This window comes from Streptococcus oralis subsp. dentisani, assembly GCF_002860905.1.
Classification (GTDB): Bacteria; Bacillota; Bacilli; order Lactobacillales; family Streptococcaceae; genus Streptococcus; species Streptococcus oralis_BA.
Window position 1 is genome coordinate 115549 of record NZ_PKIG01000001.1, and the last position, 24553, is coordinate 140101.

Below are 24553 nucleotides of genomic sequence, written 5' to 3' on the forward strand. Positions count from 1 at the left end.
TCAATTTTATAGGAAAACGAAGTAAAGATTTTCACGAAAACGGCATATTATAAAGATTTTGAATATAGTGGATTGAACCTAAAATAGTGCGCTACGGATTCTAAAACATTTCTAGAAATTAATTTGACTTTCCTAAGCTCTCTGTTCATATCTTATTTCAATCCACTATACCTAATAATATTTCCTTTCGTTTCCAGAGCTTTCTATAGAAAAAAAACGCCACAATGGGCGTTTCCTATTCTTACGGTTTAATACGGTGCAACATACGTGGGAATGGGATAGCTTCACGGATGTGTTTTGTTCCTGCTGCGAAGGTTACCATACGCTCGATACCGATACCAAATCCACCGTGTGGAACTGTGCCGTATTTACGAAGGTCAAGGTAGAATTCGTACTCTGTACGATCCATACCAAGTTCATCCATCTTAGCAACAAGGGCATCGTAGTCTTCCTCACGCATAGATCCACCGATAATTTCTCCATAGCCTTCTGGAGCAAGCAAGTCTGCACAAAGCACGCGCTCTGGATTTCCAGGAACTGGTTTCATGTAAAATGCCTTGATGGCTGCTGGGTAATTCATGACAAAAGTTGGCACACCAAAGTGGTTTGAAATCCAAGTTTCATGTGGTGAACCAAAGTCATCACCATGCTCAAGATGTTCGTAGTCAGCATCTTCATCGTTTTCATGCTCTTGCAAGAGGTCAATAGCTTGATCGTAAGTGATACGTTTGAATGGCTCTGAAATGTAGCGTTTCAAGAGTTCTGTATCACGCTCCAAGGTTTCCAAGGCTTGAGGCGCACGATCAAGAACACCTTGTAGAAGAGCTTTCACATAAGCTTCTTGCAAGTCAAGCGACTCATCATGTGTCAAGTATGAGTACTCTGCGTCCATCATCCAGAACTCAGTCAAGTGACGGCGTGTTTTTGATTTTTCAGCACGGAATACGGGACCAAAGTCAAAGACACGACCAAGAGCCATAGCACCTGCTTCTAGATAAAGCTGACCTGATTGGCTCAAGTAAGCTGGCGTTCCGAAGTAGTCAGTTTCAAAGAGTTCTGTTGAATCTTCTGCCGCATTTCCTGAAAGAATTGGGCTGTCAAATTTCATGAAGCCGTTCTTGTCAAAGAACTCATAAGTCGCATAGATGATCGCGTTACGGATTTGCATAACCGCTACTTGCTTACGAGAACGGAGCCACAAGTGACGGTTGTCCATCAAGAAGTCTGTTCCGTGTTCTTTTGGTGTGATTGGGTAGTCTTGAGATTCACCGATCACTTCGATGTCTGTAATATCCAACTCATAGCCAAACTTAGAACGTTCGTCTTCTTTGACAATTCCTGTCACATAAACAGACGTTTCTTGGCTCAAGCGTTTGATAACATCAAACTTCTCAAGTCCTACTTCTTCACCAAATTTCTCTACAAAGTTTGGTTTAAAGGCCACACCTTGGAAGAAGGCTGTTCCATCACGCAATTGCAAGAAGGCGATTTTCCCTTTTCCTGATTTGTTGGCAACCCAAGCGCCAATCGTCACTTCTTGACCAACATAGTCTTTTACATCGATAATCGTTACACGTTTTGTCATTGTTTTTCCTTTTCTTTTTTATTCTTTATGGCAAACCACTTCTATATTGTTCCCATCTGGGTCAATCACAAAAGCAGCATAGTAAATCGGATGCTCACTGCGATAACCAGGAGCCCCATTGTCTCGCCCACCTGCCTCTAAGCCAGCCTCATAACAAGCTTGAACCTCTTCCTTATTTTCTGCTAAGAAAGCAAAGTGAATAGGATCTTGTGTCCCCTGAGCCAGCCAAAAATCACCACCAGGATGAGGGCTGTTTGGGGCAAGAAAACTGATTAGAGAAGTAGTCTTAAAAGCCAATTTATAGCCCAAAGGAGCGAGAAAACTCCTATAAAATCCTTCTGAAATTTGTAAATCCTTTACCTTAATTTCAAAATGATCAATCATTCTCACTACCCATAAATGCTTTAAGGCGTTTAACTGCTTCTTTAAGCGTGTCTAGGTCTGTCGCATAGCTGAGGCGGACATTTTCTGGCGCTCCAAAACCTGCTCCTGTTATGAGTGCCAAACCAACTTCCTCAAGAATAGCTGTTGTAAAGTCAGTCACATCCGTATAGCCTTTCATCTCCATGGCCTTTTTGACATTTGGGAAGAGATAGAAGGCCCCTTGCGGTTTGACCACTTCAAAACCAGGGACTTCACACAAGAGTGGATAGATGGTATTGAGACGTTCTTCAAATGCTTGACGCATAACTTCCACAGAATCTTGCGGTCCAGTTAGGGCTTCGATGGTTGCATATTGTGAAACAGCAGTTAGGTTAGAAGTTGTTTGACCTGTCAATTTGCTCATAGCAGCAATGATTTCTGGATCACCTACCGCATAACCAACTCGCCAACCCGTCATGGCATAGGCCTTAGATACACCGTTGATAACAATAGTTTGCTTACGAATCGCTTCTGATAGACTTGAGATTGGAACAAATTCATTTCCATTATAAACAAGGCGACCGTATATATCATCTGCTAAAATCAGAATGTCATGCTCAACTGCCCAATTTCCGATAGCTAGTAATTCTTCACGAGTATAGATCATACCAGTCGGATTAGATGGTGAATTGAGAACCAAAACCTTTGTTTTATCTGTCCTAACTAGTTCTAGTTGATCCACCGTGACTTTAAAATCATTGTCTTCTTTAGCTTGAACAAAGACGGGAACGCCTTCTGCCATCTTGACCTGATCTCCATAACTAACCCAGTATGGGGTTGGGATGATGACTTCATCACCTGGATTGACCACAGCCATAAAGAAAGTATAGAGTGAGAACTTAGCACCGGTAGCAAATGTGACTTCGTTGGCCGCTACGGAATAACCATAATAACGCTCAAAATAGGTATTGACTGCTGCTTTTAACTCAGGCAAACCTGAAGCTACCGTATAGAAAGAAGCACGTCCATCTCGAATGGCTGCAACAGCTGCATCTTGAATATTTTTGGGAGTATGGAAATCGGGCTGACCTAAAGTTAAGAAAAGTACATCTTTTCCTTCAGCCTTTAACTTCTTTGCTCTTGCATCACTAGCTAAAGTGACACTTTCTTCCATTTCTAAAACACGGTTGGATAGTTTCATAAGCCCTCCTTATTGACCAATGCTCCTGTTTCAAAATCTACTAGATAAAAATCAGAGCCTGACTTGACTTCCCAGATTGGCTTATCTTGATAACGGCCAAAGGTAATTTTGTCAATCTCGCCAGCTCCTTTTTCCTTAGAAACCGCTTCTGCTTTTTCTTGTGAAACACCTTGATTTAGCTGATAAACGTAAATCTTATGGTCATCTTTTCCAATCAGGACAGCAAGTGCTTCTTGTTTTTTATTACGACCAAGAACGCTATAATAGGATTCCAAGCCATTGTATAAGTCAACCTGATCAGCCTGCTCTAATCCTGCATACTGCTGAGCTAATTTTTCTCCTTCACTTTTAGCTGTTTGATAGGGTTTCATGCCGAGAGAAACCAGATACAGAAAGGAAGCACTGATAACCACAAGCAAAATCGTCATCCCTAGACCATACTGCCACAGTAGATTATTTTTTGCTTTATTTTGTCTTTTTTTCACTCGTCTATTTTACCATCTATTGGGCTTTATTACAAGTGAATGCAAGAACAAACCTATATTATTTCTTACTTCAAAGCAAACCGATTTTTCTTGATTAAAACCGAGCAAGAAAAGTAAAGACAGCTCCAAAATCAACCTATTAAAAAACCTGAGCTTAGTACTCAAGTTTTCGTAATTTTTTTGATCTATGGAATCACTTTATCATCCATTATTTTAGCCATTTTTCCTAAAAATACAGGCAATAGAAGGCTAATCAAGACTAAAAAGAATCCTAGATAAAGAAATGTTACTACAAAGCCTAAATGGTCAATCAACCACCCTGTCAGTGGGAAGAAGACAATCATACTCAGGCTAAACATCATAGAGTAGACACTCAGCATGGTTGCCCTTACTTCACTTGGAAGGCGCTCTTGCAAATCGTTGTCAAAAATCGGCTGAAAAAGAGCATATAGAGCATTACTAATCAAATAAATCAAAATATAGATTAGAGGTGTTCCAAAGTAGGACAGCATATAGGTGACTCCAGTCAGCAGGACGAGGATAGGGAAAAGCTTCAAGGCGGCATAGTTCTTTCCAATCTTACTCGCTAGATAGACTGCGACGATATTTAAGAGACTACCAAGTAGCATAACTGCTGAAATTTGCCAACCACTTAAATCTGGTAACTGATTTTGATAGTAAAAATAAAACATGCACATGAGTACTCCGACAATCTGAGACAAAATCATCCAGTTGAAAAGCATGGGATTTCGCTTCAACTCATCCTTAACAGTCCAAATAATCTGTCTCATAGTCACACTATCAGCTTTTTCTAGCTTGACACTAGGCTCTTTCAGCATCCAAATCAGGAAAAGAACTATGATAGAAGTCGCAATCATGATATAGTAGGTCAGGTGCAATTGACCATGGACAAAAAATCCCGCCAACACTGTCCCCAAAGACCGAGTTCCTTCTGACACTCCTGACATAAAACTTGAAATAGATAAGTAACGCTCCTTGAGTCCAGCTTCCACGGCTGAATCATAAACCATTGCTGCGCTTGTGCCTGAATCAAAATTATAAGACAAGGCACTTACCGCCATCGCTAGTGCATAAATCCAAAAATTTCCCTGCCCAGCCAACATGAGAATGGAAGACACAATCCCTGCTATTCGGCTTAAATAAAGGTTGGTCTTATAGGAATAACGATCAGCTAACATTCCAGATGGAATTTCACAGAGAAGACTGGTCGCATGAAAGATACTTTCCAGAAGCCCAATCTGCCAAAGAGACATGCCGTTTTGACTGAGAAAGAGAATCCAAAAGCTGGTAATCCCTAAAAAAGCAAGAAACTCAACTCCGGCCATCAGGCCAATATTTTTCCGATAATTTCTTATTAACATTTTTTCTCCTTTAACAAGCGTATTATTTCTTTTGTCCGTCACTTGTTAATGCGTGTCTTACATGATCTCCACCCCTTTTTAGAAGCATTCTTCAATGCCACTATTGTTCCTTTAATGATTTACGAAATGATATCGGAAAATAGCTGTTCTGCGGTTTCTATTGCGAGTTTTCTTGTTTATTTTAGCACTTATGTCATCATATTACAAGAGAATGTTAGAATACTCTTCGAAAATCAAATGCATTCCAGTCGCAAGTGATTAGAGTTTCTACAATTTTATAGTTTTAATTATCTTTGAGCAAATTTCTTGCAAGTCCTTTTGTTTTGTTGTAATATATTTTATAACAACGAGAGACTTCTCGGAAATTAAGAAAAAGGAGGCACATCATGTCTAAAAAAGTATTATTTATCGTCGGATCACTACGTCAAGGTTCTTTTAACCACCAAATGGCTCTCGAAGCTGAGAAAGCACTTGATGGTCAAGCAGAAGTTAGCTACCTTGATTATTCAACCCTTCCTCTCTTCAGCCAAGATTTAGAAGTTCCAACTCACCCAGCTGTAGCTGCTGCTCGTGAAGCGGTTCTCGCTGCGGATGCTATCTGGATCTTCTCTCCAGTCTACAACTTCTCTATCCCTGGAACAGTGAAAAATTTGCTTGACTGGCTATCTCGAGCCCTTGACTTGTCTGATACACGTGGTGCTTCTGCTCTTCAAGACAAGTTTGTCACCGTATCATCTGTAGCCAATGCAGGTCACGATCAACTCTTCGCTATTTACAAAGACCTCTTGCCATTTATCCGTACACAAGTCGTTGGTGATTTCACTGCTGCACGTGTCAATGACTCTGCTTGGGCAGACGGAAAATTGGTTCTAGAAGAAACAGTCCTAAATTCACTTGAAAAACAAGCTCAAGACTTGGTCAATGCTATCAAGTAACTAACATAATAAAAGCGAACAAGACTACTTTTCTGACACTCAGAAGACTAGCTTGTTCGCTTTTTTCTCATTTATAAACTAAAATAGCTGATGATACATATTACCAAATACAAAATATCTATTTTCTATACTTCCTTAACAAAAACCAATTCCTGTGGCTGTGACAAATCTTCTCGGTAGTTAAATCCTGCAAAGCTTAAGCGACGAGCTTCCTCCACCGTCTGCACTTGATTTTCTATCAGGACTGTTAGGAAGGCACCACGCGCTTTCTTAGAAATGGTTGAATGAATCTTCAGCTGCCCACCTCTATCCTCCATGAATTTGAAGGTCACCATCTTTTCTCTAATTTCCTTAGAAAATACAGTCTCAAACTCGGATGACAAGAGAGAGAAAATCACTTCTTCCTGCATCAGAGCTCCATCATAGACTGCCTTCCAATGGCTCTTCAAAGTCTTACCAGCGACTTTTAACTTCATCAAAAAGTCCAAACGGTGAGGGGACATAGGCGACAAGGCTGGAACAACACCGTACAAAGCCGAGGTAATGAAGACATGATTTTCAAGATAGGCTTGTTCTGCCTCGGTCAGTTTGTCTCGCTTGATATGACGGTACATAAGCCCATCAAAAAGTTTCAAGGCTGGATAGTGTTGAGCAGTTTTGTTTTTTAAAGCTTGAATATGTTGAAATTCTTCCGCCGCCTTCTCAGCTGATACCTTGTAAAAACTCTCCAATTGACTAGCAGAATAGAGGGCCAAGGCATCCAGCACGGCCTGACTTTCTGGTTTTAAAGGAGCGGCTTCAATACTTGGCAAATCTGTGTTCATTTCTTTTGCTGTTGGGATTAAAATTTTCATATTAATAGTGTAGCATATTTTTTAGCCACTACCAAGAAATTCATCTGAAAAACCTCGGTTTGACCGAGGTTTCTCTGGTTATTTTGGCCATCCTAACCAGACAGCCACGAGAACAAGGGCTATGCCAGCTAAGCTTGTTAAGATAGATAAGAATTTATCTTTTTTCTCCTTGAACTGAGAAAAACCTATCCTCAAAGCGAGCAGTCCGAGTAGCATTGAAGCAACCATCACATAAAAACCCATTTGTTTGTCCTCCATTAGTCTTAATTTACCTTATTATAACATATACTTCTTAAATAAAGCTTTTTTATACTCAATGAAAATCAAAGAGCAAACTAGGAAACTAGCCGCAGGTTGCTCAAAGCACAGCTTTGAGGTCGCAGATAAAGTTGACGTGGTTTGAAGAGATTTTCGAAGAGTATTACTGTACTTTAAAGTTCTTGAGATAGTTGTCTTTTCCTACTTGACCTTCGAAGGTTTTACCATTTTCAAGGTAAGGAAGGTCATCTGATACTGAGGCCTTAACCTTGTATATCTTGCCATCAACTTTAAAGAAGTAGACGGTGTCGCCCTTGATAACAGCTGATTTGAGGTCTGCCACCACCCCCTTAATGCTTTCTGTTGTTGCATTGTCAATTTCAAGGTCGTTTTTATTGGCGTACTTGCTGAGCAGTTCTTCCACTGTCGTAGCTACGATGACATTCTGGTACTCGACTGCGTCTACCAAAGCATACTCTTTGACCAAACCAGCATTGTCCTTCAAGCCCATGATGTAGAGAGGCTTGTCATTGAGGTTGATGAGGATTGGGAAGGTTGCCTTGTAGGATTTCTCCTGAACAGCACCTTCGGCTGATTCACGGGCTGATTCTTCGGTCGCAGAAGCCAAGTTGTACTTAGTGATTTCTCCTGTTCGCATATTTTCAAGAATGAAACCAAGATTACTTTCATCTGCATTGGCCGATGTCACACCTGTGTAGAGGTAAATATCATTACCAATAGACAAGTAATTATAGCCCTTGGTAGTCTGGGTCACGTTTTTCTTGGAAATCATGGCATTCCAGAAACCGTCCTTGTACTTGCCGTTGTAGTTGATTTGCTGGATAGTTTCCTCAGCTGGATAGACCCTGTCCACCCATTCTGGAACATCTGACAAGCTGTATTCCTTGGTTTCTCCATTTGTGGCATCCAAGATAATGACTGAAACAGGACGAGGAACCGCAAGCCCAAATTGCTTTTGGTAAACTGTAGCCACATAGAAAGGATTGCCCTCATCGTCCACCTCAAAAGATGGAGTCCTGAAGATTTTAGTTGGGTACTTCAAGCGCAGGTGACGCTTGACATCGCGGTTAAAATACTCCGAGTCCGAATACTTGATTGGTGTCTTCAAGTCCACCAAGTCCGCATTCCCGGTTACCATGTCCACCTTGATATACTCGCCGATTCCCTTGGCTTGATTATTAAACCACTTGATAGGATCTGCGTATTCTAGTGGCGTAACCCGATAAGGCTTCCCATCAATTGTCAATTGGGTATAGGTATCTGCCGCTACGTACTGCGACACCTTATCTGTTAGGGAACCCAAGTAGCGGTCACCTATTTTTTCAGCAGTACTTCTATCTAAGATAGGAACCTTACTGGTGTCAGTCTTAGGAAATTCAGAAAAGTCTTTTTCCGTCACCGTGACTACATTGGCATAATTTTTAGCCTGAAAAATGCTAGAAGTTACCAAGGAAACCAAGGCTGCCAAGAGAAGAATTCCTCCAATAGAAGCTAAAAGGATTTTCCCTAACCGATTGATTTTGAAACCCTCTAGATTTAAGGCAGCTTCTGCCTTGCCGTGGCGCACATGAACCGTTTTAACCAGATTGATTCCCTTGCCAAAGCCAAATAAGACTGCCACAACCAGCAAATGTCCACAGAGGAAAAAGAGAAATTCCCAGCTGGTCAGATTAAGAGGCGGTAAAAAGATATACCAGGTCGTTGCAATAAAAATAAGTTCAAAGATTATCCGTTTCATTTATTTTCCTCCTAAATGATTCGTCCTTCCAAGTGATCCAGTTCATGCTGGCAAATCTGAGCTGGGAAACCTGTCAAGGTAATGGTCTGTTCCTGCCACTTGCTGTCACGATAGGACACCCTTATGGTTTCATAACGCTTAGTAGGTCTCACACCTACCAAGGACAAACAACCTTCCTCTGTCTCATAAGCTCCTTCAGAGGACAGGAGCACTGGGTTAAACATGACCACAGGAACCAAGCCAAGATTAAAGATAATCACGCGCTTCTGCACCCCAATCATATCGGCAGCCAGACCAACACAGGTATCACGATTTGCTAAGAGTGTATCCTGCAAATCTCTGGCAAGATACAGATCATCCTGACTTGCCGGCTGAGATACCTGAGATAAAAACAAAATATCCTTCACAATTTTCTTTTCCACTTCCTCACACTCCTCTTGTTTTTTACTATATTATAGCAATTATAGCACAAAAGCCGATAACTGCAAGCCCTTTCCCTCAACTGTAGCAAAAAGCCATCCGAAGATGACTTTTTTAAATCGCATTCTTGTCAAAACCGAGTTTACGTTGAACAAACTTAACAATTTCGACGATAATAATCATTGAGAAGCTTCCGCCCATAACGATTCCCCATTGAGACAAATCTAGTTTGGTTACGTGGAAGATTCCTTCAAGCGGTTCTACGACGATTGTTGCCATGAGAAGGATGAAGGATACCAAGATGGACCAGTTAAAGGTCTTAGACTTGAATGGGCCAACTGTCAAGATGGATTGGTAGACAGATTTGACATTGTAGGCATGGAAGAGCTGAATCAAACCAAGGGTTGCAAAGGCCATAGTTAGGGCATCTGCGTGAATGGCATGATTGTCACCCACGTGAACCGGGTAAAGAAGGGCAAGTCCATAAACACTCATAACAATAGCTGCTTGGAGTACACCTTGATAGATGATAGAACTGAAAACACCACCTGAGAAGAAGCTTGCCTTGCGTCCACGTGGTTTATGGTTCATGACACCAGGCTCAGCAGGTTCAACACCAAGAGCGATAGCTGGGAAGGTATCCGTTACCAAGTTAATCCACAAGAGATGAACTGGTTGCAAGACATCCCAACCAAACAAGGTTGATAGGAAGATGGTTAATACTTCAGCAGTATTGGCAGAAAGCAAATACTGAATAGTCTTTTGAATGTTTGAGAAGACCTTACGTCCTTCTTCAACTGCAACAATGATAGTCGCAAAGTTATCATCTGCAAGAATCATGTCAGATGCCCCCTTAGAAACCTCTGTACCAGTGATTCCCATACCGATACCGATATCGGCTGTTTTCAAAGCTGGCGCATCATTGACACCGTCACCTGTCATGGCAACGACTTTACCTTGTTTTTGCCAAGCCTTGACGATACGAACCTTGTGTTCTGGAGACACACGGGCATAAACAGAGTATTGACCAACTACTTTTTCAAAATCTTCATCTGACAGTTCATTGAGTTCAGCACCAGTTAAAACGTGTCCTTCTGTATCGTTTGCGTCAATGATTCCCAAACGTTTAGCAATAGCTTCTGCAGTGTCTTGGTGGTCACCCGTAATCATGATTGGACGAATGCCAGCTTCCTTAGCCACACGAACAGCCTCAGCTGCCTCAGGACGTTCAGGGTCAATCATCCCAATCAAACCAGTAAAGATTAAATCATTTTCAAGCTCTTCAGAAGTGAGGTTTTCTGGAATGCTATCGATAATCTTATACGCACCTGCAAGGACACGCAAGGCTTGGTGGGCCATTTCAGAGTTATTTGTATGAATGAGGTTTGTAACCTTCTCATCAATCGGAGCAATATCTCCAGCTTTGTCACGAAGAACACAACGTTTCAAAAGTTGGTCTGGCGCACCCTTGACTGCTACAAGGAATTTACCATCTGGCAATGGGTGAAGCGTTGACATGAGCTTACGTTCAGAGTCAAATGGCAATTCAGCTACACGAGGATATTTCTCTAAGAAACCTTTAACATCGTAGCCCTTGTCCAAGGCATATTGGATAAAGGCTGTTTCGGTTGGGTCACCAATCAGGTTGCCTTCCACATCGATTTTCGTATCATTGGCCAAGACAACTGAACGAAGTAGGGGCATTTCAAGACCTAATTCAATGTCATCAGCTGAGTCATGTAGGACTGCATCGTAGAAGACTTTTTCGACTGTCATCTTGTTCATAGTCAGCGTACCAGTCTTATCAGAAGCGATGATTTCAGTTGAACCAAGGGTTTCTACAGCTGGCAACTTACGAACGATAGAGTTTCGTTTGGCTAAAACTTGAGTACCAAGGGCAAGAACGATGGTTACGATAGCTGGGAGACCTTCTGGAATGGCTGCAACAGCAAGGGCAACAGAGGTCATCAACTCACCAAGTGGATTTTTTCCTTGAATGAAGACTCCAACTACAAAAGTAACAAGGGCAATGACCAAAATTGCATAGGTCAAGACCTTAGAAAGGTTGTTCAAGTTTTGTTTAAGTGGTGTATCTGTCTCATCCGCATCTTGGAGCATGCCAGCGATATGACCAACTTCAGTGTACATCCCTGTATTGACAACAACACCAAGACCACGACCATAAGTCACATTTGAGTTTTGGAAGGCCATATTGACACGGTCACCAATACCAGCATCTGTCGCAAGCTCGACTGTCAAGTCTTTTTCGACTGGAACAGACTCACCTGTAAGAGCTGCTTCTTCAATTTTAAGAGAGTTGGCTTCTAGCAAACGTAGGTCTGCAGGTACTACATCACCAGCTTCGAGAGCGACGATATCACCTGGTACCAATTCTTTAGAGTCAATCTCCGCCATATGCCCATCACGAAGAACGCGGGCAGCTGGACTAGACATGGATTTGAGGGCTTCGATTGCTTCTTCTGCTTTCCCTTCTTGGTAAACACCAAAGGCAGCGTTGATGATTACCACGGCTAAGATGATAATGGCATCTGCGATATCTTCCCCACCAGAAGTCACGACTGACAAGATTGCTGCCGCAACTAGGATGATAATCATCAAATCCTTAAATTGCTCGATGAATTTGACCAGGATTGATCGTTTCTCGCCTTCTTCGAGTTCATTGTGGCCAAATTCTGCAAGGCGCTTTTCCGCCTCACTTGATGACAAACCTTGCTCGGTCGCATCTACAGCATTCAAGACCTCTTCAGGACTCTGAGTATAAAACGCTTGGCGTTTTTGTTCTTTTGACATGTGTCTCCTCCTTGACATTGTGTGCAAAACAGACTCTCTTTTCCCTCATCGCATCTTTTCACGACAAACAAAAAGAGACCTGTTAATCATAACAAGTCTCGCTGTTTAAGATAGGGCCGGAAAGCATACTTCTCAGTATAAAATTCGGAATGACGACACTATCACAGGTTTCTGCCAGCTACTCCCTTGAGTAGTTCTATTATACCAAATTTTGAAAAGTTTTCAAAGAGTAAAAACTGCCTTGTTTGAATTTTCTCTTGAAAACCAGTATAATGGTAGAATGCTATGTGACTAGAAAGGAAGTTGAATGAAGCAATCTATCTCAAATCTCAAGTTAGCTGAGCGTGGGGCCATTATCAGCATTTCAACCTATTTGATCTTGTCTGCAGCCAAATTAGCAACTGGGCACCTCCTCCATTCATCCAGTTTGGTAGCAGATGGTTTTAACAACGTATCGGATATCATTGGAAATGTGGCCCTCTTGATTGGGATTCGAATGGCACGCCAACCTGCTGACCGAGACCACCGTTTTGGCCACTGGAAGATTGAGGATTTGGCTAGCTTAATCACTTCCATCATCATGTTCTATGTTGGCTTTGATGTTCTAAGGGATACCATTCAAAAGATTCTCAGTCGTGAAGAAACGGTTATTGATCCTCTTGGTTCAACTCTAGGAATTATGTCTGCAGCAATCATGTTTGTGGTCTATCTCTACAATACTCGTCTCAGTAAGAAATCCAACTCCAAGGCACTGAAGGCTGCCGCCAAGGACAATCTTTCTGATGCTGTCACCTCACTTGGTACTACCATTGCCATCCTAGCGAGCAGTTTCAATTATCCTATTGTGGATAAACTGGTTGCTATCATCATCACTTTCTTTATCTTGAAGACTGCCTATGATATCTTCATCGAGTCTTCCTTTAGTCTTTCAGATGGATTTGATGACCGTCTACTGGAAGATTACCAAAAAGCCATTATGGAAATTCCCAAAATCAGCAAGGTCAAGTCCCAAAGAGGGCGCACCTACGGTAGCAACATTTACCTTGATATTACACTAGAAATGAATCCTGACTTGTCTGTTTTTGAAAGCCATGAAATTGCGGATCAGGTCGAGTCTATGCTGGAGGAACGTTTTGGAGTCTTTGATACCGATGTCCATATCGAGCCAGCACCTATCCCTGAAGATGAAGTTTTAGACAATGTCTATAAAAAATTGCTTATGCGTGAACAGTTGATTGACCAAGGAAATCAACTGGAAGAACTCTTGGCTGACGATTTTGTTTATATTCGCCAAAATGGAAAACAGATGGATAAAGAGGCCTATAAAGCCGAAAAAGACTTGAATTCAGCTATCAAGGACATCCAAATCACTTCCATCAGTCAAAAGACCAAACTCATCAGCTATGAGTTAGATGGTATCATCCACACCAGTATCTGGCGTCGCCACGAAACTTGGCAAAATATCTTCCACCAGGAAACCAAAAAAGAATAGAGAAATCCTGTCCATGAGACGGGATTTTTCTATTCTTCTAGCTATCAAAGTCACTTAGATACTCATAGCGTTCGTATTTTTCAAGGAGTGCTTCGTTTTTCTCATCTAGCTCTTTCTGAAGAGTAGCCAGTTTGCCAAAGTCAGAGCCGTTGGCCTGCATCTCCTCTTCAATAGCAGCGATACAGTTTTCCAAGGATTCAATATCGCCTTCAATGCTTGCCCACTCCTGCTTTTCTTGGTAGGTCATGCGTTTCTTAACTTCTCGAACCTTGACGACTTTTTCCTTTTCGGCTTTTTGCACTTGATTGGCCATCTCTGTTTCAAAGACTTTTTCATCAAGGTAATCAGTGTAATGACCAAAGAAAGGACGAATCTTACCATCCTCAAAAGCGAGAATCTTGGTCGCCACCTTATCCAAGAAATAGCGGTCGTGACTAACAGTCAAAACTGGACCAGCAAAGCCTTGCAAGAAATTCTCCAAAACTGTCAAGGTTGCAATATCCAAGTCATTGGTCGGCTCGTCCAAGAGAAGAACATTTGGTTTTTCCAAGAGCAGTTTGAGGAGATAAAGACGTTTTTTCTCTCCCCCAGACAATTTCTCAATCAAGGTTCCATGCGTCGAACGTGGGAAAAGGAACTGCTCCAGCAACTCTGCAATCGAAGTCGTAGAACCACCGCTGGTCTTGACCTCTTCTGCCACTTCCTGCAAGTAATTGATAACTCGCTTACTTTCATCCAAGCCCTCAATTTGCTGAGAGAAATAGGCAATGCGAACAGTTTCTCCTATCACAACTTGTCCTGCTGTCGGCTCAAGACTTCCTGCAATCAAGTTAAGGAGAGTTGATTTTCCAACACCGTTGTCCCCAACAATTCCAATACGATCTTTAGCCTGCACCAAGAGATTAAAATCTTGCAAAATAGGCTTGTTTTCATAGGCAAAGGAAACATCCTGAAACTCGATGACTTTCTTCCCAATACGACTGGTTTCAAAGTTCATGGTCAAGTCTGTCTCAGCAACGCCGCCTGAAACTTCCTTTTTCAGGTCGTGGAAACGATTGATACGAGCCTGCTGCTTGGTCGCACGCGCCTGCGGTTGTCTGCGCATCCAGACCAATTCCTGCTTATAAAGTTGTTCTTTTTTATGAAGTAGAGCCGCGTCACGCTCATCCTGTTCCGCCTTTAGGCGAACATAGTCCTGATAATTCCCTTGATACTCAGTCAATCCTGCTCGGTCCAACTCGAAAATCCGTGTTGACAAAGCATCTAGGAAGTAACGATCGTGGGTGATAAAAAGGACGGTCTTCTTAGAATTTTTCAAAAAGAGGGTCAGCCACTCAATAGTCGCTATATCTAAGTGGTTAGTTGGCTCATCCAGAAGCAATAGGTCGTGGTTACCAAGAAGAACTTGCGCCAACTGGACCCGTCTTCTTAGACCACCTGACAATTCCCCAACAGGAGTAGATAAGTCCTGAATACCCAACTTGCTGAGAACGGTCTTGACCTGACTCTCGATTTCCCAAGCTTGGAGAGAGTCCATTTCTGCCATGACACGTTCCAAACGCGCCTGCTTGTCCTCACTATAGTTGAGCATGATCAATTCGTACTCACGAATGAGCTGGATTTCCTTGAGGTCGCTAGATAGAACCGTATCCAAGACCGTCTTGCTATCATCAAAATCAGGATCCTGGGTCAAGTAACCAATCTGGTAGTCATTCTTAGCCGAAAAGGGACTAACATCCCCATCAAAGCCAGAAACACCAGAAAGAACATCTAAAAGAGTGGTCTTACCAGTCCCATTGACACCAATCAGACCGATTCTGTCTAGGTCATGGATGATAAAGGAAATATCCTTAAAAACGGTCTTGTCACCAACGGATTTACTTAGTTTTTCAACGATAAAATCACTCATTTTTTCTCCCTCAGATAATCATGGATGGCTTGACGGTCATTTTCCAATTCTCCATCGACAATGGCATATTCAATCTCTGTTAAAATCTCTCCCAAGTCTGGGCCCGGCTGATAACCATATTCCTTGATCAAAATACCACCGTTGATTTGGATTTCTTTCTTGTCATGAATGGTCAAGTTCTGGTAGGTTTCTGTGATGGCTTGTGGGTTGACTTCTTTTCCTTGGGCCTGACGAAGATTTTCAGCCTGTAAAAGTAAATCCAAGTCAAAGCGGTAACAATCGCGCTTGCTCAATTCTCCCTTTTCACGCAGAGCCAAAATAGTCAGCAAATCCTGAACCTGCTTGGCAAACTGACGTGAGGTCTTCCAAGCTTTCAAAAATGGCTGCGCATTTTCAATCTCCAAAGCCGACAGTAGAGCCGACCAAGCTTGTTCAGAGGATTCAAAGATAAAATCAGTCTCCAAATCAAACAGTCTATTGAGCTTGTCCTGGCTAGATTCCATATCAGGGAGATAATCATAAGCTTGACTCTCAATCATGGAAGCCAAACCCCTTCTCCAAAACGGAGCCAGCAAGAGTTTATCAAACTCAACGAAGGTACGCTCCACAGAAATTTTCTCCAAAAGTGGCGTCAAGGTCTTCATTGCTTTAAACGTTTCTGTCTCAAGTTCAAAGCCAAGACTGGCCTGAAAACGGAAACCACGCATAATCCGCAAAGCATCTTCGTTAAAACGCTCACTTGCCACTCCAACTGCTCGTAAGACTTGCTTTTCCAAATCTTCTAGCCCATGGAACAAGTCAATGATTTCCCCTGTCTCGTCCAAGGCAAAGGCATTGACTGTAAAATCACGGCGCTTGAGGTCTTCTTCTAGCGAGCGAACAAAAGAAACCGCACTAGGTCTACGATAGTCCACATAGACATCTTCTGTCCGAAAAGTAGTCACCTCATACTCCTCGTCCCCATCTAAGACCAAGACAGTTCCGTGCTCGATTCCGATATCGGCTGTTCGCGGAAAAATCTGCTTGGTTTCTTCTGGATAAGAAGACGTCGCAATATCCACATCATGGATAGGACGATTGAGGAGGGCGTCTCGAACAGAGCCCCCAACAAAATAGGCCTCAAAACCTGCTTCTTTAATTTTTTCTAATACTGGTAAAGCCTTCTGAAATTCAGAAGGCATTTGCGTTAATCTCATAATAAGTGTTCTAATCCATAGACAAGCTCATGACGCTTGACAACTTCTTTAATTCCCAAATTGACCCCTGTCATGAAGGAGCTGCGATCATAGGAGTCATGACGGAGGGTCAATCCTTCTCCTTGATTGCCAAAGATGACTTCCTGATGGGCTACTAAGCCTGGCAAACGAACTGAGTGGATGCGCATGCCATCAAAGTCAGCACCACGGGCACCAGTAATCAATTCTTCCTCATCTGCTGCACCTTGCTGAATAGACTCTCGAACTTCTGCCATCAACTCAGCTGTTTTAATAGCTGTGCCACTCGGAGCATCCTTTTTCTTGTCATGATGGAGCTCGATAATCTCCACATGTGGGAAATATTTGGCAGCCTGCTTTGCAAATTGCATGAGCAAGACAGCACCCAGGGCAAAGTTAGGGGCAATCAAACCACCCAAATCTTGGGCGCGAGAAAATTCTTTTAGCTCTGCAATTTCTTCACTAGTAAAGCCTGTCGTTCCAACTACTGGAGCAAAGCCATTTTCAAGAGCAAAACGTGTATTTTCGTAGGCAACAGCTGGAGTAGTAAAATCTACCCAGACATCCGCTTCAAAGCCTGCTAAATCAGCCTTATCCTTGAAAACAGGAATACCCTGCCATTCTGATTCAGACTCAAAGGGATCCAAAACTGCTACCAAGTCCAAGTCTGGATCAGCCAAGACCATCTGACAAGCAGCCTGGCCCATCTTTCCCTTAAAACCAGCAATAATTACTCGAATACTCATCTCTACTCCTGTCTAAGATACAAAGGACGTTAGCTGCCCATGAAAAATAGGGAATGGCGCTGACTTTCCACGAAAGGCAAGACAGGCATCTTTTTTCAAGAGGCAGGTAGTCCGTGTTCAATTTCTAAGATACAAGGTATCTTAACTAGTCTAGAAGTGCCAACTAAATCACTGGAATATAACCCAAGGCAATGCTTCCTGATCCTAGGTGTGTCCCAATGACACTACCAAATGTAGCAAGTGAAATATCCGTACCCACTCCAGATTCAACCAAGTGCTGACGCAATTCTTCAGCCTTTTCAGGAGCATTTCCGTGAATGACAATGACCCGATATTGGCCTGAAGCCGTTGTTTCCTTGATAATTTCAATTAAGCGCTTGGTTGCTTTCTTTTCCGTACGAACTTTTTCGTAAACTTCAATCACACCTTGATCGTTAAAATAAAGGATTGGCTTAATGCTTAGCAGATTACCCAAAATCGCAGCCCCATTTGAAAGACGTCCACCTTTTACCAAATGATCCAAATCATCTACCATGATAAAAGCTGACGTACGGCTGATTTGAATGGCTAGCTTATCCTGAATGATAGCAAAATCATCTCCTTGATCTCGCCAGTTAAAGACGCTTTCAACCATGATACCCAGAGGAGCACTTGTAATCAAAGTGTCTGGAAAAGCAATGGTTAAGCCCTCATATTCATCTATCATATACTGGATATTTTGGTAAAAACCTGAAATTCCAGAAGATAGGAAAAGCCCCAAAGCATGGGTATAACCTTGTTCTTTGAGCGAAGTTAAGATTTCATCTAACTTGGCAATACTTGGTTGACTGGTCTTAGGCAATTCAGAAGCCTGAGCCATTTTTTGGTAAAATTCCTCAGCAGTCAGATTGATACCTTCGACATACTCCTCACCATCAATATTGACAGGAATATCCAAGACAAATAAATCTTCTCTTTGCAAGGTCTCTGCACTGAGATAGGCAGAAGAATCTGTGATAACAGCTAGTTTCATATTAGAACTCCAAATTGATTCCTGGTAAGTCTAATGCAATTTCAGTTACTTCGTAAGTCAAACGGTTGAGCATGTTCAAACATGGACGAGCCAAAGTTTCCACTTCTTCTTGGCTCAATTCACTTGGTTCATTGACAATACGGCCATCAATATGATTTACCTGTGAAATGGTTCCACTGATGACAAACTTATCAAATACAATCATAAATGTCAAGATGACAATCAAGGAAGTCACTTGATTTTCTTGGTCATGTTGGAGCAATTGGAAGTTCACATCCACCTTAGTTTCAGGAGCTCCATTTTCATTTTCCCATTCAAAATTACGCGCATCAAAATGATACTGACTAACAAATTCTTGTTCACGTTTAAGATTCATGTCTTTCTCCCTCGGCTACAATATTATAAGCTATTGTACCATAATTTTTTATTTTCATCTAGTTTTCTAGGATTTAGTCAATCCCGATTTCAGCTCGAACTACGTCTGCGATGGTATCAACATAGTAGTCTACTTCTTCTGTTGTAGGCGCTTCTGCCATAACACGCAAGAGAGGCTCTGTTCCACTTGGACGAACAAGGATACGGCCATTCCCTGCCATTTCTTCTTCCATCTTCTCGATGATATCCTTGATAGCTAGCACTTCCATAGCCTTTTCCTTCATGGCATTTTCCACTCGGATATTGACTAATTTTTGTGGATAGATGGTTACTTCTGCTGCCAACTCTGATAAGCTCTTACCAGTTTCCTTCATGATTTTAGTCAATTGGACAGCGGATAATTGGCCATCACCAGTTGTATTGTAATCCATCAAGATCACGTGACCAGACTGTTCACCACCAAGGTTGTAGCCTGATTTTCGCATTTCTTCAACAACGTAACGATCGCCGACTGCAGTTACTGCCTTGTTAATACCTTCACGGTCCAAGGCCTTGTGGAAACCAAGGTTAGACATAACAGTTGTCACAATTGTATTTTGGGCCAATTGTCCTTTTTCAGAAAGGTATTTCCCGATGATGTACATGATCTTGTCACCATCAACGATCTCACCATTTTCATCAACAGCAATCAAACGGTCACTGTCTCCGTCAAAGGCCAAACCGATAGCTGAGCCGCTTTCTTTGACCACTTCTTGAAGGGTTTCTGGGTGGGTTGAACCAACATTAAGGTTGATGTTAAGACCATCTGGTGTTTCCCCGATAACTGTTAATTGAGCACCAAGATCTGCAAAAATTTGACGGGCACTTGTAGAAGCTGCACCATTGGCTGTATCCAAGGCAACCTTCATTCCTTCAAGAGGAGTTCCAGTTGAAACAAGGTATCCTTCATACTTACGCAAGCCTTCTGGATAATCTACCAAGGTTCCCAAGCCTTCTGCACTTGGACGAGGAAGAGTATCTTCTGCAGCATCTAGCAAGTCTTCAATTTCTGCTTCTTTTTCATCATCTAGTTTGAAGCCATCACCGCCAAAGAACTTAATTCCATTATCAAGGGCTGGATTGTGGCTAGCAGAAATCATGACACCTGCACTTGCTCCCTCTGTTTTGACCAAGTAAGCTACTGCTGGCGTCGCAAGAACACCGAGTTTATAAACGTGAATCCCTACTGAAAGGAGACCTGCCACCAAGGCTGATTCTAGCATTTCCCCTGAAATACGTGTGTCACGTCCTACAAAAACTTTCGGTGCTTCCGTTTCATGTTGGCTAAGAACATATCCTCCAAAACGTCCTAGCTTAAAGGCCAATTCTGGCGTTAATTCTACGTTAGCTTCTCCACGGACTCCATCAGTCCCAAAATATTTACCCATTTTTATAAAATCCTTTTCCTATTTTTAATTCGTTTTTGAACTAGTTGCTTTCGTTGACGAAGATGTCTCCGACGAACTGCTTGTAGTTGAATTTGATGTACTTGAACTTGGTGCTACTGGTTTTGTAGTCACCTTCATTGTTGTGTCGAACGGAGTAATAACTGCCGGTAAGACAACACCATTACGGTCGATTGCCTGCAAAGGTACTGAACCACTGTAATTACCTGTTATGCGTTCGCTAGTTGGTAAAAGCGCAATAATACGATCGATTTTAGCTAATGTTTCTTGGTCAGTTGTAACAGAGACACGTTCATTTGACACGGCTACACTATCAATTTGTAGCTTGGGATCAATCTGGCTTTGGTCAACTTGTGGCACAACAATCATCCCATCTCGCTTAACCTTCTTTCCAACTTTCACTGTGATTTTTTGAGGCGTTGCCACAGCGGTCAATCCACTTGGAAGATTTTCAATGTTCAAGGGAACTTCAATTGTTCCAACACTGGCATCCGTCAAATCAGCAGTTACCTTAAACTTACGAGTGCTTTCCTGCATTTCGCTAGCCAAGGTCACACGATTGGCACCTGTCAGCACAACTGAAACTTCTGATGCAAATCCGCTAATGAAATACTGGTCATCATCATAGTGAATAACGATAGGAACGTTCGTTATCGTATTGGTGTAAGTTTCTGATTTGACCTGCCTTGCGGTATTACTATTTTGAAAGTTGGTTGACGTCGCATAGATAAATAAGACACAAGCAAAAAAGAGAGATGAAATGATATATAGACTATTTTTTCTCATATTTCCAACCTCCTAGCAAACGGTCCTTGAAACTGGCTTTTTCCTCAACAGCTGGCAAAAGAATTGCTCGTAGCTCTGCTTCAAATTCTTCAATCGTCAAGTCATGTTTGAAGACCCCATTATAGGTAATAGAAATACCACCTGTTTCCTCTGAGACGATAAAGGTCAAGGCATCGGATACTTCTGACAAACCGATAGCTGCCCGGTGTCTGGTCCCAAATTCCTTGGAAATCCCTGTACTTTCTGTCAAGGGCAGATAGGCAGAGGTTACTGCTATCCGATTTTCTCTGATAATCACAGCACCATCATGTAGAGGGGTGTTGGGGATAAAGATATTAATAAGGAGTTCAGCTGAAATATTGGCATCCAAGGGAATCCCTGTCGCAATGTATTCTTGCAAGGTCCGAACTCGTTGGATGGCAACCAGAGCACCAATCTTACGAGGACTCATATATTCAACCGACTTGACAAAGGCACGAATCATTTGCTCCTCTGCACTAATTTGAGCAGTAGAAAAGAAATCTGTCGCCCTTCCCAAGCGTTCCAAACCAGTCCGAATCTCTGGAGAAAAGATAACAACCGCAGCAATAACCCCATAGGTGATAATTTGATTAATCAACCAAGAAATCGTTGTTAAACCAAGGATATTGGCCACAACCTGGGCTAATACAAAAATCACGACCCCACGCACCAAAATCATAATCTTGGTGCCAGCTATCGCTTTTGTAAAACGATATAAAATATAGGCCACAATCAAAATATCAAACACATTGATGGCAATACTCCAAGGACTAGAAAACAAGCTAGTCCAATATTGCAGGTTGGATAATTGTTGAAAGTTCATCTGCTGTCTCCTCTCTGTCCAAACACGTTCCTTTCTATTATACCATTTTTCTGACATTTTTTTCCCTATCCTACTTCATTTTAAATTAAAGAAAAAATATGATAAAATAAACTGACTAGAAAAAACAAAGGAGAAACCATGTCTCAACTCTATGATATTACCATTGTAGGTGGTGGTCCTGTCGGGCTTTTTGCAGCCTTCTATGCACATCTACGCCAAGCCAAGGTCCAAATCATCGACTCCCTTCCCCAACTAGGTGGCCAACCTGCTATTCTCTATCCTGAAAAGGAAATCCTCGACGTCCCAGGTTTCCCAAATCTGACTGGAGAAGAGTTGACTAACCGTCTAATCGAGCAATTAAATGGATTTGATACCCCTATTCATCTCAATGAAACGGTTCTTGAGATTGAAAAACAAGAAGAAGGATTTGTCATCACAACTTCTAAAGGAAGTCACCTGACTAAAACAGTTATCATCGCTATGGGTGGCGGTGCCTTTAAACCACGTCCTCTAGAACTAGAAGGCGTTGAAGGCTATGAAAATATCCACTACCACGTTTCCAACATCCAGCAATACGCTGGTAAGAAAGTGACGATTCTTGGTGGAGGAGACTCGGCTGTGGATTGGGCTTTGGCTTTTGAAAAAATTGCACCAACTACCCTTGTTCACCGCAGAGATAATTTCCGCGCCTTGGAGCACAGTGTTCAAGCCTTACAAGAATCATCTGTATCCATCAAGACACCATTCGTTCCTAGCCAACTCCTTGGAGATGGAAAAACGCTTGACAAATTGGAAATCACAAAAGTTAAATCTGATGAAACAGAAACTATTGACATAGACCACCTCTTTGTCAACTATGGTTTCAAATCTTCTGTTGGTAACCTTAAAAACTGGGGTCTGGACCTCAACCGTCACAAGATTATCGTCAACAGTAAGCAAGAATCTAGCCAAGCAGGTATCTATGCTATCGGTGACTGCTGCTACTATGACGGAAAAATTGATCTGATTGCGACAGGGCTTGGAGAAGCACCAACCGCTGTCAACAATGCCATCAACTACATTGACCCAGAGCAAAAAGTACAACCAAAACACTCTACTAGTTTATAAAAAAGAACCACGAGCCACATAGGATTCGTGGTTTTAAAATGAACTACACCTCAAAAGTTAGACAGAAATACATCTAACTTCTGATATGCAGCCCACCTTCTCTTTGCTCTTGTTTGAATAAGAAATTTTTTGAAGAATCATTAGATTATACAAAGTATTCATATCAGCCTTTTAAAGCTATATAAAAACTCTCCAACTATTCTATTATACCATATAAAAAAATAAATAAATAGACTTGTTTTTTTCTTTTTTTGACGTATACTAATAATAGAAAGCGCTTTAAATAAAATAAAAGGAGGTTTTATGAGGAAAGTAAATAAGGACATTTTATTCTTAACTGGAATCATAGTTTTATGTTTTGGTTTTTTATTATTTCACATCAACCCCTATTATGCCGAACCCTATGCGACACTGAAAGAAAGAATAAATTTATTCTTTTGGCAACTATATTGGAGACCTGTAGGAACTCTCAGTATTATTTCGGGTTGCATTATAACTTTCAAAGGATTGAAAAAATAATCTTTTACTCATGAAGAAAGGAAATTTGTTATGATTAAACTGAAACTATTGTTTTTCTCTCTACTATCAAGTCTATTATTCTTAGTCACAACATCTACGGTTTTTGCTGATGTCTATCCTGGTACAAATTATGAAATTGTATCTAATCGTATTGTAAAAGATATCAACACAGGAGAGTTATTGTCATTTTATACAACTGAACTTAGAGACGCCTATTTAGAGTCTAAATCTACGTATCAGACTCGTTCTAATGCAACTGGTGTTGCAGACTATAGAACTAAATACTCTCACTCTTACAAGAAAAGCACCACATCAGGTCCTGTAAGTTCAACTGCCTATGGTGGAAAAGCTGGAGCTACTCTGACTGTAGGTGCAGGTGTTAGCTTTTCTGCTCCGGAGTCTGGAGCTGGACTTAGTTTAAATCACTCAGTCTCCCATAACGTACCACCCTACACTTATGGTTATATTAGACTAAAAGCATCTTACACAGTAAACGTTCGTAAACTAGAAGTTAGATACTTAGGCACCAACAAATGGGTTCCAGCTGGTGAAACCTCTACTATATCGAATGTTAGCGTTTGGAGCGAACTGGTCACTTGGAAATAACTCATTAGAGACTGGGTAAAAACTCAATTTCAGGAGAAAATGAAATAAATTTTCTCACAATAAAACGCATAGTATCACGGTTTTCAATATCTGATATTATGCGTTTTTGATTTTAAAGAGCTAAATTTCTTAACTTAATGACATTGCTTTTTGCCTTTCCCCTTCTTTTTCAAAAAGCAAAAATGTCCTATCAAACTGATAAAACATGTGATATAATAGGGACGGCACTAACAATACGCCTTGGAAAAGGAGGTATTACAGATGCTAGAACTTCTCAAAATAGTACTTATCGCAGTCATCGAGAGTATCATCTCATGGCTGGTGACTCGTTGGTTAGACGATCACTTCGACAAGTAACTTTCCTGGTTAGTGCTATCTAACCCAGAAAAAATCCCCTTGGTATTGCAGTACCGAGGGGATTTCTGTTTTAGCACTAAAATGCTAG

22 protein-coding genes are annotated in these 24553 nt (G+C 41.6%); 4 read left to right on the top strand and 18 right to left on the bottom strand.

All coding sequences use genetic code 11. The features are described from left to right. Positions 1–241: 241 nt before the first annotated feature. The 5 genes from asnS to CYK16_RS00610 all read right to left on the bottom strand — a co-directional run bounded on the left by asnS (position 242) and on the right by CYK16_RS00610 (position 5016). Positions 242–1585: an asparagine--tRNA ligase gene (gene asnS / locus CYK16_RS00590; RefSeq protein ID WP_033677725.1), complete on the bottom strand. Its 1344-nt coding sequence runs from the start codon at positions 1583–1585 to the stop codon at positions 242–244. A gap of 18 nt (positions 1586–1603) precedes the next feature. After that, complete coding sequence (locus tag CYK16_RS00595) at positions 1604–1969, bottom strand: VOC family protein (RefSeq protein WP_057487070.1); 366 nt, start codon at positions 1967–1969, stop codon at positions 1604–1606. Next, a complete protein-coding gene (locus CYK16_RS00600) occupies positions 1962–3149 on the bottom strand; it encodes a pyridoxal phosphate-dependent aminotransferase (RefSeq protein WP_060805843.1) in 1188 nt (395 codons plus the stop codon). The genes CYK16_RS00595 and CYK16_RS00600 overlap by 8 nt, the downstream gene beginning before the upstream one ends. Then, positions 3146–3634 (bottom strand): cell wall elongation regulator TseB-like domain-containing protein, encoded by a 489-nt coding sequence (locus CYK16_RS00605; protein ID WP_060805844.1) that lies wholly within the window; start codon positions 3632–3634, stop codon positions 3146–3148. The genes CYK16_RS00600 and CYK16_RS00605 overlap by 4 nt, the downstream gene beginning before the upstream one ends. A 185-nt stretch (positions 3635–3819) precedes the next feature. Next, positions 3820–5016, bottom strand: a complete 1197-nt coding sequence (locus CYK16_RS00610; protein WP_060805845.1) for an MFS transporter — start codon at positions 5014–5016, stop codon at positions 3820–3822. 386 nt (positions 5017–5402) lie between these two features. On the opposite strand from CYK16_RS00610, the gene CYK16_RS00615 reads away from it, so the two are divergent. After that, a complete protein-coding gene (locus CYK16_RS00615) occupies positions 5403–5951 on the top strand; it encodes an NADPH-dependent FMN reductase (RefSeq protein WP_060805846.1) in 549 nt (182 codons plus the stop codon). 125 nt (positions 5952–6076) lie between these two features. Here CYK16_RS00615 and yaaA read toward each other — a convergent pair whose 3' ends face one another. The 5 genes from yaaA to CYK16_RS00640 all read right to left on the bottom strand — a co-directional run bounded on the left by yaaA (position 6077) and on the right by CYK16_RS00640 (position 12053). Then, positions 6077–6805 carry a peroxide stress protein YaaA gene (yaaA, locus tag CYK16_RS00620; protein ID WP_060805847.1) on the bottom strand — a complete coding sequence of 243 codons (729 nt, stop codon included), beginning with the start codon at positions 6803–6805 and terminating at the stop codon, positions 6077–6079. 78 nt (positions 6806–6883) lie between these two features. Continuing rightward, entirely contained in the window at positions 6884–7048 is a 165-nt protein-coding gene (locus CYK16_RS00625; RefSeq protein WP_060805891.1) for a YczI family protein, read from the bottom strand. Between the two features lie 178 nt (positions 7049–7226). Next, a complete protein-coding gene (locus CYK16_RS00630) occupies positions 7227–8822 on the bottom strand; it encodes a hypothetical protein (RefSeq protein WP_060805848.1) in 1596 nt (531 codons plus the stop codon). A gap of 11 nt (positions 8823–8833) precedes the next feature. Beyond that, positions 8834–9244, bottom strand: a complete 411-nt coding sequence (locus tag CYK16_RS00635; RefSeq protein WP_060805849.1) for a peptide deformylase — start codon at positions 9242–9244, stop codon at positions 8834–8836. Positions 9245–9356: 112 nt separating this feature from the next. Further along, on the bottom strand, positions 9357–12053 hold the full coding sequence (locus CYK16_RS00640; RefSeq protein WP_060805850.1) for a cation-translocating P-type ATPase: 2697 nt from the start codon (positions 12051–12053) through the stop codon (positions 9357–9359). Between the two features lie 307 nt (positions 12054–12360). Here CYK16_RS00640 and mntE point away from each other — a divergent pair, with 307 nt between their 5' ends. Further along, positions 12361–13545, top strand: coding sequence for a CDF family manganese efflux transporter MntE (mntE, locus tag CYK16_RS00645; protein ID WP_060805851.1), 1185 nt, complete (start codon positions 12361–12363; stop codon positions 13543–13545). A gap of 37 nt (positions 13546–13582) precedes the next feature. On the opposite strand, the gene CYK16_RS00650 is transcribed toward mntE, so the two are convergent. The 8 genes from CYK16_RS00650 to cdaA form a co-directional block, all read right to left on the bottom strand. Further along, complete coding sequence (locus CYK16_RS00650; protein WP_033680546.1) at positions 13583–15454, bottom strand: ABC-F family ATP-binding cassette domain-containing protein; 1872 nt, start codon at positions 15452–15454, stop codon at positions 13583–13585. Continuing rightward, a complete protein-coding gene (locus CYK16_RS00655; protein ID WP_081094059.1) occupies positions 15451–16650 on the bottom strand; it encodes a CCA tRNA nucleotidyltransferase in 1200 nt (399 codons plus the stop codon). Before CYK16_RS00655 ends, CYK16_RS00650 begins: the two co-directional genes overlap by 4 nt. Next, positions 16647–17414 carry a 4-hydroxy-tetrahydrodipicolinate reductase gene (gene dapB / locus CYK16_RS00660; protein ID WP_060805853.1) on the bottom strand — a complete coding sequence of 256 codons (768 nt, stop codon included), beginning with the start codon at positions 17412–17414 and terminating at the stop codon, positions 16647–16649. The genes CYK16_RS00655 and dapB overlap by 4 nt, the downstream gene beginning before the upstream one ends. Positions 17415–17577: 163 nt before the next feature. Then, positions 17578–18426 carry a DegV family protein gene (locus tag CYK16_RS00665; protein ID WP_060805854.1) on the bottom strand — a complete coding sequence of 283 codons (849 nt, stop codon included), beginning with the start codon at positions 18424–18426 and terminating at the stop codon, positions 17578–17580. Between the two features lies 1 nt (position 18427). Then, on the bottom strand, positions 18428–18802 hold the full coding sequence (locus CYK16_RS00670) for a DUF1149 family protein (RefSeq protein ID WP_001050087.1): 375 nt from the start codon (positions 18800–18802) through the stop codon (positions 18428–18430). Positions 18803–18875: 73 nt separating this feature from the next. Further along, positions 18876–20228 carry a phosphoglucosamine mutase gene (glmM, locus tag CYK16_RS00675; RefSeq protein ID WP_060805855.1) on the bottom strand — a complete coding sequence of 451 codons (1353 nt, stop codon included), beginning with the start codon at positions 20226–20228 and terminating at the stop codon, positions 18876–18878. Between the two features lie 24 nt (positions 20229–20252). Continuing rightward, positions 20253–21032: a CdaR family protein gene (locus CYK16_RS00680; RefSeq protein ID WP_060805856.1), complete on the bottom strand. Its 780-nt coding sequence runs from the start codon at positions 21030–21032 to the stop codon at positions 20253–20255. Beyond that, positions 21019–21876, bottom strand: a complete 858-nt coding sequence (cdaA, locus tag CYK16_RS00685; RefSeq protein ID WP_060805857.1) for a diadenylate cyclase CdaA — start codon at positions 21874–21876, stop codon at positions 21019–21021. The genes CYK16_RS00680 and cdaA overlap by 14 nt, the downstream gene beginning before the upstream one ends. Positions 21877–22014: 138 nt before the next feature. Here cdaA and CYK16_RS00690 point away from each other — a divergent pair, with 138 nt between their 5' ends. Together CYK16_RS00690 and CYK16_RS00700 are read left to right on the top strand one after the other, a co-directional pair. Then, complete coding sequence (locus CYK16_RS00690) at positions 22015–22983, top strand: NAD(P)/FAD-dependent oxidoreductase (protein WP_060805858.1); 969 nt, start codon at positions 22015–22017, stop codon at positions 22981–22983. 549 nt (positions 22984–23532) lie between these two features. After that, on the top strand, positions 23533–24108 hold the full coding sequence (locus CYK16_RS00700; RefSeq protein WP_000593540.1) for a hypothetical protein: 576 nt from the start codon (positions 23533–23535) through the stop codon (positions 24106–24108). Positions 24109–24553 lie beyond the last annotated feature (445 nt).